Origin of the sequence: Marinicella meishanensis (assembly GCF_019931145.1) — a bacterium.
In the GTDB taxonomy this organism is placed as follows: domain Bacteria; phylum Pseudomonadota; class Gammaproteobacteria; order Xanthomonadales; family Marinicellaceae; genus Marinicella; species Marinicella meishanensis.
The window spans coordinates 364,300-380,504 of the sequence record NZ_JAIOUV010000003.1 but is presented as its reverse complement, the minus strand read 5'-3'; the positions used below and the strand labels follow the sequence as shown (position 1 = coordinate 380,504).

Sequence of the window (16,205 nt, the reverse complement as noted above, 5' to 3'; positions counted from 1 at the left end):
CTTAGGGATAGAATATACCACTTTTGCTGAACCCTGGGAAATTCATGTCTGATTACATCTTAAAACTTGACCAACTGACCATGCAAGACCTCGACCAAGTGGGTGGTAAAAATGCCTCGTTGGGCGAAATGATCACCCACCTGAAAGCCCTGGGCGTCAAAGTACCCGGTGGTTTTGCCACCACCGCCGATGCGTTCAAGGAGTTTTTGCAAACCTCAGGCCTGCAACAACGGATCAGTGAACAACTGAAAGATTTGGACACCGACGACATCGATGCCCTGCAAACAGCCGGCAGTCAAATCAGACAGTGGGTGTTGGAAACACCCTTCCAAGCCCCCCTGGAACAAGCCATCCGCCAAGCGTATGACACCATGAAAGCCGAATTGGGCACCGATTTTTCGGTGGCAGTGCGCTCGTCAGCCACCGCTGAAGACCTGCCCGACGCGTCCTTTGCCGGACAGCAAGAAACCTTTTTGAACGTCCATGGTGCCGATGAAATCCTGCGCAAAACCCATGAGGTGTTTGCTTCCCTGTACAACGACCGGGCCATTTCATATCGGGTGCACCACGGTTTTGCCCACGATGACGTGTATTTATCGGCCGGTGTCCAACAAATGGTGCGCTCCGACATCGCCGCCAGTGGTGTGATGTTCACCATGGACACCGAATCAGGCTTCAATGATGTGGTCTTCATCACCTCATCTTACGGCCTGGGCGAAATGGTGGTGCAAGGCGCGGTCAACCCCGATGAGTTTTACGTCTACAAACCCGCGGTCAAGGCCCAAAAGCCGGCCGTGTTGCGCCGCAATTTGGGCTCCAAAGCGATTGAAATGACCTACGGCGAAGCCGGGGTACAGACCCAGAATGTTGAGGCCGCACGCAGCCAACGGTTTTCCATCACCGATGCCGAAGTGGAACAACTGGCCGCCCAAGCCCTGATCATCGAACAACATTACGGCCGTCCGATGGACATCGAGTGGGCCAAAGACGGCGTCACCGGTGAACTGTACATCGTGCAAGCCCGCCCTGAAACGGTCAAGTCACGCGAACAAAAAGGCCAACAAATTGAACGCTATGCCCTGAATGAATCGGGTGTCTTGTTGGTCGAAGGCCGCAGCATCGGCCAAAAAGTCGGCCAAGGCACCGCCAAAGTGATCAAAAGCATCGCCCAAATGGATCAAATCCAAGCCGGCGATGTGTTGGTCACCGACATGACCGACCCCGATTGGGAACCGATCATGAAAAAAGCCGCGGCAATTGTCACCAACCGCGGTGGACGCACCTGCCACGCGGCGATCATTGCCCGCGAATTGGGCATTCCGGCCATCGTCGGTTGTGGCGATGCCACCAACCAGATCGCCCATGACAGCGCGGTCACCGTCTCCTGTTGTGAAGGCGACACCGGCTATGTGTACGCTGGATTGCTGGATTTTTCGGTGCACACCACCGACTTGCAAAACATGCCCGAAGCGCCCTTGAAAATCATGATGAACGTGGGCAACCCAGACCGGGCCTTCGATTTCCAGAACCTGCCCAATTTTGGCATTGGCCTGGCCCGCTTGGAATTCATCATCAACCGCATGATTGGTATTCATCCCAAAGTGTTGCTCAACTACGATGCACAACCCGCCGAAGTCAAACAGATCACCGATCCGATGGTGGCTGCCTATGATTCCCCCCGTGATTACTTTGTCAAACGCTTGGCCGAAGGCATCTCCACCCTGGCCGCGGCGTTCAACCCCAACCCGGTGATTGTGCGCCTGTCTGATTTCAAATCCAACGAATACGCCAACCTGATCGGCGGCAAGCAATACGAACCCAACGAAGAAAACCCCATGCTCGGCTTCCGCGGTGCGTCACGCTACCTGGATGACTCCTTCGTCGATTGTTTTGAAATGGAGTGTGAAGCCCTGAAGTTCATCCGCGATGAGATGGGCTTGACCAATGTGTGGGCCATGGTGCCCTTTGTGCGCACCCTGGCCGAAGGTCAAGGGGTCATTGACCTGATGGCCAAGAACGGCCTGAAACAAGGCGACAACGGCCTGAAAATCATCATGATGTGTGAGCTGCCCTCCAACGCCTTGATGGCCGATGAATTCTTGGACATTTTCGACGGCTTCTCCATCGGCTCCAACGACATGACCCAACTGACCCTGGGCTTGGACCGCGACTCGGGCATCATTGCCGACTTGTTCGACGAACGTGACCCGGCCGTCAAAAAAATGCTGGCCATGGCCATCAGTGCCTGTAAACAACGCGGTAAATACATCGGCATCTGCGGTCAAGGCCCCTCCGATCACCCCGATTTGGCCCAATGGTTGTTGGATCAAGGCATCGAAAGCGTGTCCCTGAACCCCGACACCGTGGTCGAAACCTGGTTAAAACTGGCCCAACCTTAAGCCGACCAAGACCGCACTTGTTGGATGAAGGCGGTCAGTTTGGCGCGATCCAGTTGGTCATCGGTGCGCACCCCGCTGCACAGATCCAAGCCGTGGGGTTGGACTTGTTTGATCGCGTTTTGCACGTTGTCAGGATTCAAACCACCAGCCAGAAACACCGGCACCGGGCTGTGCTGCACGATTTGTTGGCTGACCGACCAATCATGGGTGCGGCCGGTGCCGCCGAGCTCCTTGACCTGTAAATCCGGGTTGCCGCTGTCCAGCAACAAGGCATCCACGTCATGGACCACCGCCAAGGCCTGAGCCAGGGTCTCCGGCCCGGTCACATGCAACACCTGGACCAAACGCACCCCGGGCAAGGCTTTGCGGATGATGGCGTGAGCGCCCGCGGGCAATTCATCGACCAATTGAATGGCGGTGCTGCCCACAGTTTGGTGGTGCGCAATGACCCCCGCTGCCGTGGTCTGGCTGGTCAACAGGAATGTCTCGATGTGCGGAGGTACCGCAGCGGTGATGCGGGCCGCCAAGTCATCGGTGATGATGCCCGGGCCACTGGGCATGTGGCCGACCAAACCCAACACATCGGCGCCCAATTCGATGGCCAATTCGGCTTCGGCCAGGGAAGAAATGCAGCAGACCTTGAGGTGTGGATTCAAGCGGAAAAAACCTCATCCAGCACATGAAAAGAACCAAACACCACCACCCGGTCATGTGCTGCCGACAATTGGCGGGCCATGTGCAAGGCCGCCGGTCCTGAATCAAACACCGAAATCAAGCTTTGCGAATCGGCCAGCATCACTTTCAGGGCAGGCAACGGGGTGGCCCGGGGACCGCTCAATTGGAACACCAACCAATGGTCGACCAAGTCAGCGAATTGGGGCAGCCACTGTTCGGCCATTTTGTCATCCAACACCGAAAACACCGCTCGGGTTTGGCCATCACCAGGCTGTTCGCGCAGCCAACTGGCCAGCGCCTCAGCCGATTGTTGGTTGTGGGCCACATCGGCCACCACCGTGGGTTGGTGTTGCATGGTTTGCAGCCGGCCAGGCAGGCTCACTTGTTGCAAGGCTTGTCGCACTTGCGATGGATCAAATTCCAGGCCCAAAGCCAACAAGGCGGTGAGGGCGGCGGAGAAATTATGGATTTGCCAGCGACCAGGCAGCTGGGGATGCGGCAATCCTTCAAACATCACTGCCGGCTGGCGATAATCGAAAGAGTCGGCATGGATTTCGACTTGGTATTCTTGATTCACCCGCCACAGCGGCACCGCCAGTTCAGTGGCCACTTGCTCAACGGAGGCTGGCAAGTCGGCAGCAGCCAGGACCGCGGGACGACCCGAGCGCATCACCCCGGCCTTTTCCCGGCCAATTTGGGCCAGGTCATCACCCAACCACGCCATGTGGTCCCAATCCACCGTGGTGATGATGCAGGCATCGGCATCCAGGGCATTGGTGGCATCCAGGCGACCACCCAAGCCCACTTCCAACAGCATGAACTCAACCCCATGCTGTAAAAAGATCATCACGGCGGCCAAAAAATTGTATTCAAAATAAGACAGTTGGATGTCGCCGCTGGCGGCATCAATGGCATCGAAGGCGGCCAGGATTTCAGCGTCGCTGGCCAGTTGGCCATTGATGTTGATGCGTTCATTGAAGCGGTGGATGTGTGGTGAGGTGAAAGCCCCCCAAGTGCGCTGTTGGGCTGACAGCAGGCTGCTCAATGCGGCCACTGTGGAGCCTTTGCCATTGGTACCGGCCACGGTGATGACAGTGGGCAGGGCTGGCCATGCCAGGTTTTGTATCACCTGCTTGAGGCGGGACAAGCCCAGATCGATTTTGGCTTGATTCAGCGCTTCCAGCCGTTGCTGTAAGGCGCTCTGAGGCTGGCTGTTGGCGTCAGGCGGTGTCGTCTTGCGGGTGGTCATCGGCCACAATCACTTCATCCGGCTCCACCACGGGTGGGGTTGCGGGTTTGAGCAAATCCAACAACTGATGGATTTTTTCACTCAGTTGATGCCGCGTGACAATCAAATCAATGGCCCCGTGCTCCAGCAAAAACTCACTGCGCTGAAAGCCTTCAGGCAAAGTTTCCCGCACCGTTTGTTCGATCACCCGCGGACCGGCAAAACAAATCAAGGCATTCGGTTCGGCGATGTTGATGTCGCCCAACATGGCCAAAGAGGCCGAAACGCCACCGGTGGTGGGGTTGGTCAACACCGAAATGTAGGGCAAACCAGCCAGTTTCATGCGATTCAAAGCCGCAGCGGTTTTTGACATTTGCAGCAAGGAAAACAATGATTCCTGCATGCGGGCACCGCCAGAAGCGGCAAAATTGATCAAGGGCAGCTGATGTTCCAACGCATGGTGCACCGCGCGAACAAATTTCTCACCGACCACAGAACCCATGGATCCGGCCATGAATTTGAAATCAAAAGCGGTGACCACCACATCGCGGCCCAGCAGTTGGCCTTGCATTGCCACCAAGGCATCCTGTTCGCCGGTGGCTTTTTGGGTCGCTGCCAAGCGGTCTTTGTAGCGTTTGCTGTCTTTGAACTTCAGGGGGTCTTCAGGGCGCACCGAGGCGCCGATTTCGACCATGGGGGCATCGTCCAAGAAAAATTCGATGCGCTCACGACCCGACAAGGATTCGTGGTGACCGCACTTGGGGCAGACTTTGCCTTGTTTCACGGTTTCAGGCTGGTACAGCACCGCTTCACATTGCTTGCACTTACCCCACAAGCCTTCTGGAATGTTTTTCTTTTTATTGCCACCTTCGGTGCGTATCCGTGATGACATCAATTTTTGAAACCAGCTCATGCGAACCCTCAGTTGTTAGACAGAATTGATCATTGGCGTTTTATGCTTGTTTCTGAGTCAATGAGAAAAAGCATTAAAAATGAACTGATTTAGGCAGGAAAAGCAGTCCAATACGCGGTTATTGGCACATGTTCCAACGGTTCATTTTTAAACTCTTTATCTTGATTCACGAATCAAGCAAAGAACGCCTTCATTATAACGAATTCAAGGCCGTTCTGATAGGGCCCAAAAACTCAGCAATCGCCGTTTCTGCGGCGGCCATGGACTCACAGCCATGTAACAACGACACCAAAGCACTGCCAATGACCACGGCATCGGCCTCTTGCGCCACGGCCATGGCTGAGGCCGCGTCCTTGACACCAAACCCAACAGCCACTGGCAGTTGGGTGTGTTGGCGGATTCTTATCACATCGGCATTAACCGCCTGGGCATCCAGATCGGCCGCCCCAGTGACCCCTTTAAGGGCCACATAATAGACAAAGCCAGAGGCATGCTGACAGATCATGGCTTGTCGTTGCTCGGTGGTGGTGGGTGCAATCAAGAAAATTTGATCCAAAGATTCTTGTCGCAAGCGTTGTAACAAGTCGTCTGATTCTTCTGGCGGGCTGTCAACCAACAACAGGGCATCCACCCCTGCGTCTTTGGCGGCGTCCACAAAAGCCTGGTGGCCCATGCATTCAACCGGGTTCAGGTAACCCATCAACACCACCGGCGTGGTGGGGTCCTGGCGCCTGAATGATTTGACCATATGGATCGTTTCGGCAATGCCCACCCCTTGTTGGATGGCGTGTTCAGAGGCCTGTTGGATGACTGGGCCATCGGCCATGGGGTCAGAAAACGGCATACCCAGCTCAATCACATCGGCACCATGTTTGACCAGTTGGTGCATGATCGCCACCGTGTCGTCTGGTCTGGGATGACCGGCGGTGATGAACGGGATCAAGGCTTTGCGCCCGGCCAGATCAGCCAAGCGTTGTTGTAATCGACTCATACTTCAACCCCTTCCAGCGCGGCGATCGTGTGCACGTCTTTGTCGCCTCGGCCCGACAAATTGACGATGATGTTTTGTTCAGGGGCGAGGTCAGCAGCCAGTTTTTGGGCAAAAGCCACGGCATGGGCACTTTCCAAAGCCGGCAAGATGCCTTCAATGCGGGTCAGTGCATGGAATGCAGCCAAGGCTTCGTCGTCATTGATCATCACATACTGGGCCCGACCGGATTCATTCAAAAAGGCATGCTCAGGGCCGACTCCGGGGTAATCCAATCCGGCCGAAATCGAATGGGTTTCGATGATTTGTCCTTGGCGGTCTGACATCACATAAGTGCGGTTGCCATGCAACACACCGACTTTACCGGCATTGATGGAGGCGGCGTGTTCACCGGTTTCCAACCCATGACCACCGGCTTCCACCCCATAGATGGCAACTGCAGTGTCATCCAGGAATGGGTGAAACAAGCCCATGGCATTGGAGCCACCGCCAACACAGGCCACCAGGGCATCAGGCAGGCCGCCGACCTTTTCAGCAAATTGTTTTTTGGCCTCCTTGCCAATCACCGAATTGAAATCGCGGACCATTTGTGGATACGGATCTGGACCGGCCACCGTGCCAATGATGTAAAACGTGTCATCCACGTTGGTGACCCAATCTCGCATGGCCTCATTCAACGCATCTTTCAAGGTTTTCGACCCTGAATCCACACTGCGCACCTCGGCGCCCATCAGCTTCATGCGATAGACGTTGATGGCTTGGCGGGCGATGTCCACTTCGCCCATATAAACCACGCACTCCAAGCCCAAGCGGGCACAGACGGTGGCAGTGGCCACGCCGTGTTGACCGGCGCCAGTTTCGGCAATGATGCGTTTTTTGCCCATGGCTTTGGCCAACAGGATTTGGCCCACGGTGTTGTTGATTTTATGTGCCCCGGTGTGATTCAAGTCTTCCCGTTTCAACCAAATTCTGGCACCACCGGCCGCTGCGCTGAGGCGCTCTGCCAAGTACAAGGGCGAGGGTCGGCCTACGTAATCGGCCAAATCGTGGTTGAATTGGGCCAAGAATGCGTCATCGGTTTTCAGCAGGGCATAGGCTTCTTGCAGTTCAGTCAAGCAGTGCATCAGGGTTTCACTGGCAAAAATGCCACCGAACTGCCCGAAATGTCCGCGACTGTCTGGATAATCTGAATATTTCATGTTGGTGTTGTGGGTGTTAATGGTTTTTGTGGTTTTGGTCAAAGGCCCTGACAGCTTGCATCAAAGCCTGCATTTTTTCTGCTGATTTTACGCCAGGAGCCGACTCAATGCCACTGCTGGTGTCAATATAGTTGGCCCCGGTTTCATGCAAGGCTTGCTGCACATTTTCAGGCTTGATGCCACCGGCCAAGATCAATGTGTGGCTGGTCTGTTGCGGCATGCGAGACCACATAAACGCCTGTCCCGACCCACCCATCTGAGTGCCACCAAAAGCATCCAGCAAAAAGGCGTTGGCGCTGGGGTATTGGGCCATGTAGGACAGCGGGTCGGCGAGGCTCAGCATTGGCACCGCTTTCCAATAAGGCCGATCAAAATGTTCGCAAAATTCCGGTGTTTCCTGGCCATGAAACTGCAACACATCGGGCTGGGTTTGTTCGGTGATGGCCAGCACCGCCTCGGTCGTGTGATCGGCGAACAAAGCCACGGCTTGGATGCCAGCTTGTTGTACTTGCTGGATCAAGGGGGCGGCTTGTGCGGCCGTGATGTATCGGGGGCTGGCTTCGACGAACACAAAACCCACAGCAGCCACTCCACAGTCGATGGCAGCGGCCACCTCATCGGCGGTTTTCAATCCGCAGTATTTAACGCGTGTTGGTTTCATTCAATTCATTGCTTCGTGGCATCATTGGGTATCTGGTATTGATCAGGATACGTCACCCCAGTGAAGGTCAAGCCCTGCGGCGGTGCGGTCATGCCCGCTTGTTTGCGGTCCAAACTGCGCAACACCTCTGTCACCCAACAGACTGGCTTGTTGCCGTGGCCCACTTTCAGCAAGGTGCCCACGATGTTTCTGATCATGTGATGCAAAAACGCATTGGCGGAGAAGTGACAAATGATTTCTTCTCCGTCACGCACCACATCGGCCTGCAACAAGGTGCGTTTGGCATGCGGCGCCTGACATTGACTGGACCTGAAGGCATTGAAATCATGGGTGCCCAACAGCGTCTGCGCGGCCTCATGCATGGCATCATGATCCAAAGGCCGTAAAATCCACGTCAAATACTGGCGATTGATTGCCGGCCTGACCGAACGGTTCAAGATGCGGTATTCATAACTGCGGCTGAGCGCCGAAAATCGGGCATGAAAATCATCCGCCACCACCTGCACCCATAGGACCACGATGCCTTCATGTAAGGCCGTGTTGATGCCCAAAGTCCATTGGCGCGGTGTGCGCTCGGCATCGGTGTCAAAATGAATCACTTGCTGTCGGGCACTGACCCCCGTGTCGGTGCGGCCGGCGCAGAAAATCTTCACCGGGTGATTGGCCACTTGACTGATGGCCTGCTCGAGACAAGACTGGATGGTGGGTTCTTGCTTTTGCATCTGGAACCCAAAAAATGGGTTGCCATCGTATTCAATGCCACAAGCTATGCGCATAAAAAAGCCGAATTAAAAAATCCGGCTTATTATAGAGGATGCGGGGTGCTTGTTACATATCATCCAGCAGTTTCTTGGCGGCTTCGACTTGATCATCGGTGCCTTCATTGATGATCTCATCCAGCAGGTTCTTGGCGCCTTCGGCATCGCCCATGTCAATATAGGCTTTGGCCAGATCCAACTTGGTGTCGATGGCATCGCCTTCTTCCAACAAATCTTCCAGGCCCAGGTCTATTTCTTCGTCCATCGTGTCCTCTTCGGTGTCATCAATTGCAAAAGTATCGCCGTCGTCATCCGAGATGTCCAACATGTCATTGAACTCGTCATCGGCGGCGTCCAGGTCAGCTGCCAGCTCCTCAACCGCTTCCTCGGCATCATCAGCAGCGGTTTCAACGGCCTCTGACAAGTCGTCATCGGCTTGTTCCAATTCATCCAGTTCATCATCCAGGTCGAAGTCGAAATCTTCATCAAAACTGAAGTCATCTTCATCATCAGCCATCACCGCTTCTTCGGTATCGTCGGCATCAGGGGTTTCGGCGTCATCGTCCTCGGCGTCATCGTCGGACTCATCGGCATCCAAGTCCATGTCGAAATCTTCGAACAAATCATCTTCGGTATCCAAATCCAATCCATCGTCATCGGCGGCTTCGGTGTCGTCATCAGCAGTTGCCTCATCATCGTCACCTTCGTCATCAAAATTCACCCCTGCCATGGTTTCACTGTGGTCAGCAGTGACTGAGGTGTTGGAATTGTAATCATCGTCGTCGTCATTGAGGAAACCATCCAAGTCAAAACCATCATCATCGCTGTCTTCTTGGGCCACTTCACCGGCATTGGCAAAGGGGTCGTCCTCGTCTTCGGTGTCATCGAGGTCTTCGGTGTCATCCTCATCAAACTGAATGCTCTTATCCAATTCTGCCAACACATCATCACCGTCTTCGTCGGCTGCTTCCATTTCGGCATCATCCTCCATCAGCGGTTGATTCATTTTGGTCTCAACCGCATCTTCAGCGAAGTCTTCATCGGCGGCTTCGGCTTCTTTGTTGCGGTTCTTGATGTCATCCAGGAAGCTGGTGTCATCATCGCCGTCGTCACTGCGGCGCAAAACTTTGGGCAGGATCAACAACACGATCAAGCCACCCAGACCAATCAACACCCAACGCAGGTTGTCCATCACCCAGTTGATGGCGGTATCCACCATCGACTCGGAACCGCCACTGTCACCACCAAACTTGGGTGGGCTGGCTGGTTCGGTGGTGGCCGGCTCAGTGGTGTCGGCATCAGCAACATCATCGCTGGTGGTATCGGTGTTGTCAGCATCGCCCAGACCAGCATCACCCAGGCCGTCATCAGTGCTGACTTCATCAACACTCAGGCTGAAGGGGTCATCATTGGCTGCCATGGCATCGGCCTCATCGGTGGTGTCATCCACAGTGCTCCAAATGTCGTCTTCAGTGCCATCATCTGTGGTGGCATCATCGCTGGTCAATGGATCGGCATCGGTGTCGCTGCCCAGTTGATTTTCCAGGTTGGCCAAGCTGTCATCTTGGATATCAAAAGCTTCTTGCTGTTGTTCGACGATGTCTTCCAGCTCAGAAATGCGTTCTTTCAACTCGGTGTTTTCAGAGTCTTTGTTATACAGGTCTTCTTGAATGGCTTGCATATCGGCATCGCTGCCTTCATCGGCATTCGACTGACCGGCATCTGATCCGTCGCTGTCACCACCGGACAATTGCACCCCATAATCCAACGAGGAAGTGGGTTCTTCATACACATCAACCGGATCGTCCTCGGTTTGGAAAGCCGAGTAATCTTGTTGGGCAGGGGCCCATGACTGGTGATGTGACTCAACTTGTGCCAAAGCTTCGGAATAGCCGATGCTGGCCGCTTCATCAGCGGTCGGCATGCGCAAGCGACTGCCTTTGACCAATTGGTTGATGTTGTTGTCCAGGAAGGCGCTGGGGTTGCTGTTATAAATCGCCATCATCATTTGGTGGGTCGACAAATCACCCACCTTATTGTTATTGGCAATGCGCCACAAGGTGTCGCCGGCAGCCACGGTGATTTCCCCTGGCACGTAATCCGACACCGGCTCTGAGGCGCTGATGTCATCATCTTGGGCCAGCACATCTTCATTGGTGTACGTGGTGGTCTCATCACTGCGGGGTTGTAAGGCTGGGCTGCTGTCGCTGCTGGTGTCTGCCTGGGTATCGGCTGTGGTCTCAACGGGCTCTTCAATCACATCATCTTGAATCGGCTCAACCACCACATTGTTCACTTGCACATTGGCGCTGCTTTCATAAACCGGCGGATCCAACAAAATGGTGAATTCACGCAAAATGCGTCCGTTGCTCCAATTCACATCCAACAGCAAACTGACGATGGGTTCGGTGACAGGTCCGTTGGAAGTCACCCGAATCAAGTACGGATTGTCTTCATCCAACGCCACATTGATGTTGGAAGGGACGAATGACCGGTCCAAACCGACTTTTTGATAGTCTTCACTGCTGGCCAGCTTCACCTCCAAATTCTGCAAATCTTCTTCGGCATGGGTGATCAGCTCGATGCTGGACTGTAATGGCTCATTCAGTGCTGAATACACTTGAATCTTGCCCATTCCCAATGAAAAAGAGGTTTGTGAGACGATGGTTAAGCCAATGACCAAAACCAATAAAATCAATTTTTGCTTCATAATTTACCCAATGCTTTTATGTTCGATTTAACAGCGATTTTAAACTTCCGATATTGATGGTAACTAATTCTACAATAAAAAGCCAAGAATTTATCTAAAAAAAGTGAGCTAACTTACTCTTTATCCAGTATTTTTATCAGTTTTTCTGCAATTTGCACACTGTTCAATGCCGCGCCTTTACGGATGTTATCGGACACAATCCACAGATTCAGGCCCTTTTCATATGAGATGTCTTCCCGGATTCTGCCCACATACACCGGGTCATTACCGGCGCTGTGAACGGCCGGCGATGGATACAGCAATTGACTGGGGTCATCCATCAACTCAACCCCATCAGCGGCTTGCAGCAATGACTTGGCTTCGGCCGCGGTGATTTTCTCCCGGGTTTCCAGATGCACCGCTTCGGCATGACCATAAAACACCGGCACCCGCACACAGGTCGGGTTAACCAGGATGCTGCGATCATCCAGGATTTTTTGGGTTTCCCACACCATTTTCATTTCTTCGCGGGTGTAATCATTGCTTTGAAATTGATCGATGTGCGGGATCACATTGAAGGCTATTTGCTGCGAAAATGCCTGTGTTTTCAATGGCTTGAAATTCAACAAGGAGCGGGTTTGCTCGGACAATTCATCAATGCCCTTGTTGCCTGCCCCTGAAACGGACTGGTAGGTGGCGACGTTGATGCGTTCTATGCCCACTTGACGGTGTATGGGAGCCAGTGCCACCAACATTTGAATGGTGGAGCAATTGGGGTTGGCGATGATGCCGGTGTGGCGGTACTGTTCGATGGCTTGCGGATTCACTTCCGGCACCACCAAGGGCACGTCTTCTTCATTTCTGAAATAAGAGGTGTTGTCAATCACCACACAACCGGCATCGGCCGCTTGAGGGGCATATTGGGCTGAGATGTCTCCGCCGGCTGAAAACAAAGCGATGTCGGCCTGGGCAAAGTCAAACTCGGTCAAATCGCCAATGCGCACCGTCTTTTTATTGAAGTCGATGGTGTCACCGGCACTGCGGTGGCTGGCCAAAGGAAAAATTTGGTCAATGGGAAACGCCCTTTGTTCGAGGATTTCCAACATGGTTTTGCCGACTGCTCCAGTGGCGCCGACCACGGCTACGTTGTATTGTTTACTCATTTTTTGAAGGTTGCTTTACTTATGCTGAATGTAGTTGTGCCTGGTGACGCATCAGGTGATCCATGATCACCAGGGCCATCATGGCTTCGACAATGGGAGTGGCCCGAATCCCCACACAAGGATCGTGCCGGCCTTTGGTCACCACTTCGATGGCGTTGCCATCCAAATCGATGCTTTTGCCAGGAATGCGCAAAGATGAGGTGGGCTTGAATGCCACACTCAGGGTGATGTCTTGCCCGGTGGACACGCCAGCCAGGATGCCGCCAGCGTGGTTGCTGGCAAACTCACCATCAATGATTTCATCGCGGTGGACCGAGCCATTTTGCGCCACCGCGTCAAATCCGGCTCCGATTTCAACGCCTTTGGTGGCGTTGATGCTCATCATGGCCAAGGCCAGTTCGGCATCCAGTTTGCCATACACAGGCTCACCCAATCCCGCCGGCACATTGACCGCTTTGGCGTTGATGCGGGCTCCGACCGAATCACCTGATTTGCGCAAGGCATCCATGTAAGCATTCAGTTCAGGCACCCGGTCAATTTCACCGGTGAAAAAGGGGCTGTCATCGACCCGAGTCAAATCACCGGCAGCCAATTCGATGTCACCCAATTGGGCCAACCAAGCCACCACCTCGATGTTGTGATTCAACCGCAGCCACTTGCGGGCCAAAGCCCCGGCAGCCACCCGCATGGTGGTTTCACGGGCCGAAGAACGCCCGCCACCTCGGTAATCGCGCACCCCGTATTTTTTCCAATAAGAGAAATCGGCATGACCTGGGCGAATTTGTCGTGCAATTTCGGTGTAATCTTTGCTTCTGGCGTCGGTGTTTTCAATGATCAAGGCAATCGGGTGGCCGGTGGTCACCCCCTCAAACACACCGGATACGATCTGCACGTCATCCTGTTCTTTGCGTTGTGAGGTGTGGCGAGATCGACCGGTGGCCCGCCGCACCAGCTCGGCTTTGATTTCATCGGCACTGATTGACAGCCCCGGAGGAAACCCATCCAACACACAACCGATGGTGCTGCCATGAGATTCACCAAACGAGGTGAAGCGCAAATTTTTACCGAAGGTGTTGTGAGACATGGGCTTGCAAAAATTGATTGAACTCAGATCGGTACTTTAACAAATCATCTCGACTAAAAACACATATTCCTTGCCCTCCCAGCGAGAATTCGATCCATTCCAATGGCACGGTGGGCAAACACCGCTCCAAGACCCCGTCGTTGTAGCCCACTTCCAAGAACAGATACCCACCTGCGGTCAGGTAATCAGCCGCCTGCGCCAAGATTTGAATCGGCAAGGCCATGCCTTGGGCGGCACTGACCAAGGCCATGGCCGGTTCATGGCTGAACTCGGCGGGTAAGGCCCGGTATTCCTGTTCATCCACATACGGCGGATTGGCCACAATCAAATCAAACTGGCCGCTGACATGACTGAACAAATCCGACTCCAGGCACTGCACCCGGTCGCTCAATCCCAATGCCTTGGTGTTGTGCCGTGCCAAATCCAAGGCATCAGGGCTGAGGTCAACCAGCGTCAGCTGCATCGTTGGAAAATAATGGGCCATGGCCAAGCCGATGCAACCGGATCCCGTACACATGTCCAAGGCGTGATTAACGGCCGCCACATCCACCCAGGGTGCAAAGCCCTGGTCGATCAACTCGGCAAACGGTGAACGGGGAATCAACACCCGTTGATCCACCACAAATGACAAACCGGCAAACACCGAAAACCCCACCAAGTAGGCCATGGGGATGCGCTGCTCCACCCGCTGAGTCAAGAGCGCATCGACCCGTTGAATCTGTGCCGCTGTCATGCGCTGGTCATGGGCCCGGTTCAATCCGGCAAAGTCAAGCTGCAACACATGCATCAACAACAACACCACTTCGTCCTCGGCCTCGGCCACCCCATGGCCATAAAACACTTCAGCTGGCTGCAAACGGTCAATCGACTGTTTGAATATGTCCGCAACGGTTGGCAACACTGGTTTCGCCCCAGATAAAAAAAGTATACAATGCCTGTTTTTATGATTCAGGTCAACGGTTAATCTCTGGATATGTTGAAACGGCATGACACCCCCCTTCTGATGTTGGTTTTGGTATTGGCTTTGGGCTTGACAGCCTGTGGCGAACAAGCTTCACAACCCGATTTCAAAGCACTAAAAATGTTTCCCCAAGGCAAATCTTTTTCTGGCTTCACCTTAACCAGTCACCACGGCAAAGCCTGGGACGCCGAGGCCTTCAAAGGCACTTATTCGGTGGTGTTTTTTGGCTTTGCCAATTGCCCGGACATTTGCCCCACCACTTTGCTGGACATGCAAAAAATCGACCACCAACTGAAACAACAAAATTTGCCCAGTCCACGCTTCATTTTCATCTCCGTCGATCCCAACCGGGACACCCCGGAAAACCTCAAAGAATACATTAACTTTTTCAATCCTGAGTTCTATGCTTTGACCGGTGATGCGGCCAACATCTTGTCCATCGCCACGCAGTTGGGGGTGGCCTACAATGTGGCCGAGCATGAACCCGGTGATTTGGTGTATGACGTGGACCACGCCTCAGCCTTGTATGTGCTGAACCCAGCCGGTGAGCGCATCGGGTTGTTCACGGCCCCACACGACGTTCAATTGATCACTCAGGACCTGATGGCCCTGATGGAGTCTTCATGAAAGCCATAGCCCTGTTTTTCCAATACATTTTGCCGCATCGTTTGTTGTCCAAATTGATGCACCGGTTGATGCGCATCAAAGCCAAGCCCATCAAGCACATGACTTTGAATTGGATGATCAAAAAATTCAACATCAATTTGGATGAAGCCGCCTCCAAAAACTACGATGATTACGAACATTTCAATGCTTTTTTCACACGGGCCTTGAAACCCGATGCACGCCCCATTCATGACCGGGCCGACAGTTTGGTGTCCCCCGTGGATGGGGTGATTTCACAATTGGGTGACATTGAACATGAGAGCATCCTACAAGCCAAAGGCCATGATTATTCGGTGGGTGAACTGTTGGCCACCACCATGACCGATGATTTTCAAGACGGCAAATTCATCACCATTTATCTGTCGCCCAAGGATTATCACCGCTTGCATGCCCCGTTGGACTGTGAGATCAAGTCGATGCGGCATGTGCCCGGTCGCCTGTTCAGCGTGGCGGATTGGACCACCCAAAAGATTCCACGTTTGTTTGCCCGCAATGAACGTCTGGTTAACCATTTGAACACCCGGGTGGGTCGGGTGGCTTATGTTTATGTTGGGGCGATTTTGGTTTCCAGCATAGAAACCGTGTGCAATGGGGTCATCACCCCACCCTATGCCAGGCAAGTCAACGATGTCTTGGTTCGAGGACAAGCCCAGTACAAGAAAGGTGAAGAAATGGGGCGCTTTAACATGGGCTCGACGGTGATTTTACTGTTTCCCAAAGACGCCGTGATCTTCAACGATGACCTGCAGGCCGGATCGGCCTTGAAACTGGGTCAAAAAATTGGCACATTGATGTGAATTATTGCCAATGAAAGTGGTCCA

14 protein-coding genes are annotated in these 16,205 nt (G+C 53.7%); 3 read left to right on the top strand and 11 right to left on the bottom strand.

Features of this window, described 5'->3' with window-relative positions:
• The first annotated feature begins 44 nt into the window (after nt 1-44).
• Nucleotides 45-2,399, top strand: a complete 2,355-nt coding sequence (gene ppsA, locus K7G70_RS06545; RefSeq protein ID WP_223787809.1) for a phosphoenolpyruvate synthase — start codon at nt 45-47, stop codon at nt 2,397-2,399.
• Here ppsA and K7G70_RS06540 read toward each other — a convergent pair.
• From K7G70_RS06540 to prmB, 11 genes are all read right to left on the bottom strand, one after another.
• The gene (locus K7G70_RS06540) at nt 2,396-3,055 is read right to left on the bottom strand and encodes a phosphoribosylanthranilate isomerase (RefSeq protein ID WP_223787808.1); all 660 of its coding nucleotides are present in this window, start codon (nt 3,053-3,055) and stop codon (nt 2,396-2,398) included. The two genes, ppsA and K7G70_RS06540, sit on opposite strands and share 4 nt — an antisense overlap.
• Nucleotides 3,052-4,323: a bifunctional folylpolyglutamate synthase/dihydrofolate synthase gene (locus tag K7G70_RS06535; RefSeq protein ID WP_223787807.1), complete on the bottom strand. Its 1,272-nt coding sequence runs from the start codon at nt 4,321-4,323 to the stop codon at nt 3,052-3,054. Before K7G70_RS06535 ends, K7G70_RS06540 begins: the two co-directional genes overlap by 4 nt.
• Nucleotides 4,295-5,215, bottom strand: coding sequence for an acetyl-CoA carboxylase, carboxyltransferase subunit beta (gene accD, locus K7G70_RS06530; RefSeq protein WP_223787806.1), 921 nt, complete (start codon nt 5,213-5,215; stop codon nt 4,295-4,297). Before accD ends, K7G70_RS06535 begins: the two co-directional genes overlap by 29 nt.
• 193 nt (nt 5,216-5,408) lie before the next feature.
• Nucleotides 5,409-6,206, bottom strand: coding sequence for a tryptophan synthase subunit alpha (gene trpA / locus K7G70_RS06525; RefSeq protein ID WP_223787805.1), 798 nt, complete (start codon nt 6,204-6,206; stop codon nt 5,409-5,411).
• Nucleotides 6,203-7,402 carry a tryptophan synthase subunit beta gene (trpB, locus tag K7G70_RS06520; RefSeq protein ID WP_223787804.1) on the bottom strand — a complete coding sequence of 400 codons (1,200 nt, stop codon included), beginning with the start codon at nt 7,400-7,402 and terminating at the stop codon, nt 6,203-6,205. Before trpB ends, trpA begins: the two co-directional genes overlap by 4 nt.
• Nucleotides 7,403-7,418: 16 nt before the next feature.
• On the bottom strand, nt 7,419-8,063 hold the full coding sequence (locus tag K7G70_RS06515; RefSeq protein WP_223787803.1) for a phosphoribosylanthranilate isomerase: 645 nt from the start codon (nt 8,061-8,063) through the stop codon (nt 7,419-7,421).
• 5 nt (nt 8,064-8,068) lie between these two features.
• A complete protein-coding gene (gene truA, locus K7G70_RS06510) occupies nt 8,069-8,839 on the bottom strand; it encodes a tRNA pseudouridine(38-40) synthase TruA (protein ID WP_223787802.1) in 771 nt (256 codons plus the stop codon).
• A 52-nt stretch (nt 8,840-8,891) separates the two neighbouring features.
• Nucleotides 8,892-11,531, bottom strand: a complete 2,640-nt coding sequence (locus K7G70_RS06505) for a motility hub landmark protein FimV (RefSeq protein ID WP_223787801.1) — start codon at nt 11,529-11,531, stop codon at nt 8,892-8,894.
• 113 nt (nt 11,532-11,644) lie between these two features.
• Nucleotides 11,645-12,673: an aspartate-semialdehyde dehydrogenase gene (locus tag K7G70_RS06500; RefSeq protein ID WP_223787800.1), complete on the bottom strand. Its 1,029-nt coding sequence runs from the start codon at nt 12,671-12,673 to the stop codon at nt 11,645-11,647.
• 19 nt (nt 12,674-12,692) lie between these two features.
• Complete coding sequence (aroC, locus tag K7G70_RS06495) at nt 12,693-13,757, bottom strand: chorismate synthase (RefSeq protein ID WP_223787799.1); 1,065 nt, start codon at nt 13,755-13,757, stop codon at nt 12,693-12,695.
• Entirely contained in the window at nt 13,735-14,658 is a 924-nt protein-coding gene (prmB, locus tag K7G70_RS06490; protein ID WP_223787798.1) for a 50S ribosomal protein L3 N(5)-glutamine methyltransferase, read from the bottom strand. The genes aroC and prmB overlap by 23 nt, the downstream gene beginning before the upstream one ends.
• A 102-nt stretch (nt 14,659-14,760) precedes the next feature.
• On the opposite strand from prmB, the gene K7G70_RS06485 reads away from it, so the two are divergent.
• Complete coding sequence (locus K7G70_RS06485; RefSeq protein WP_223787797.1) at nt 14,761-15,345, top strand: SCO family protein; 585 nt, start codon at nt 14,761-14,763, stop codon at nt 15,343-15,345.
• On the top strand, nt 15,342-16,181 hold the full coding sequence (gene asd, locus K7G70_RS06480) for an archaetidylserine decarboxylase (RefSeq protein ID WP_223787796.1): 840 nt from the start codon (nt 15,342-15,344) through the stop codon (nt 16,179-16,181). The genes K7G70_RS06485 and asd overlap by 4 nt, the downstream gene beginning before the upstream one ends.
• Nucleotides 16,182-16,205: the final 24 nt, after the last annotated feature.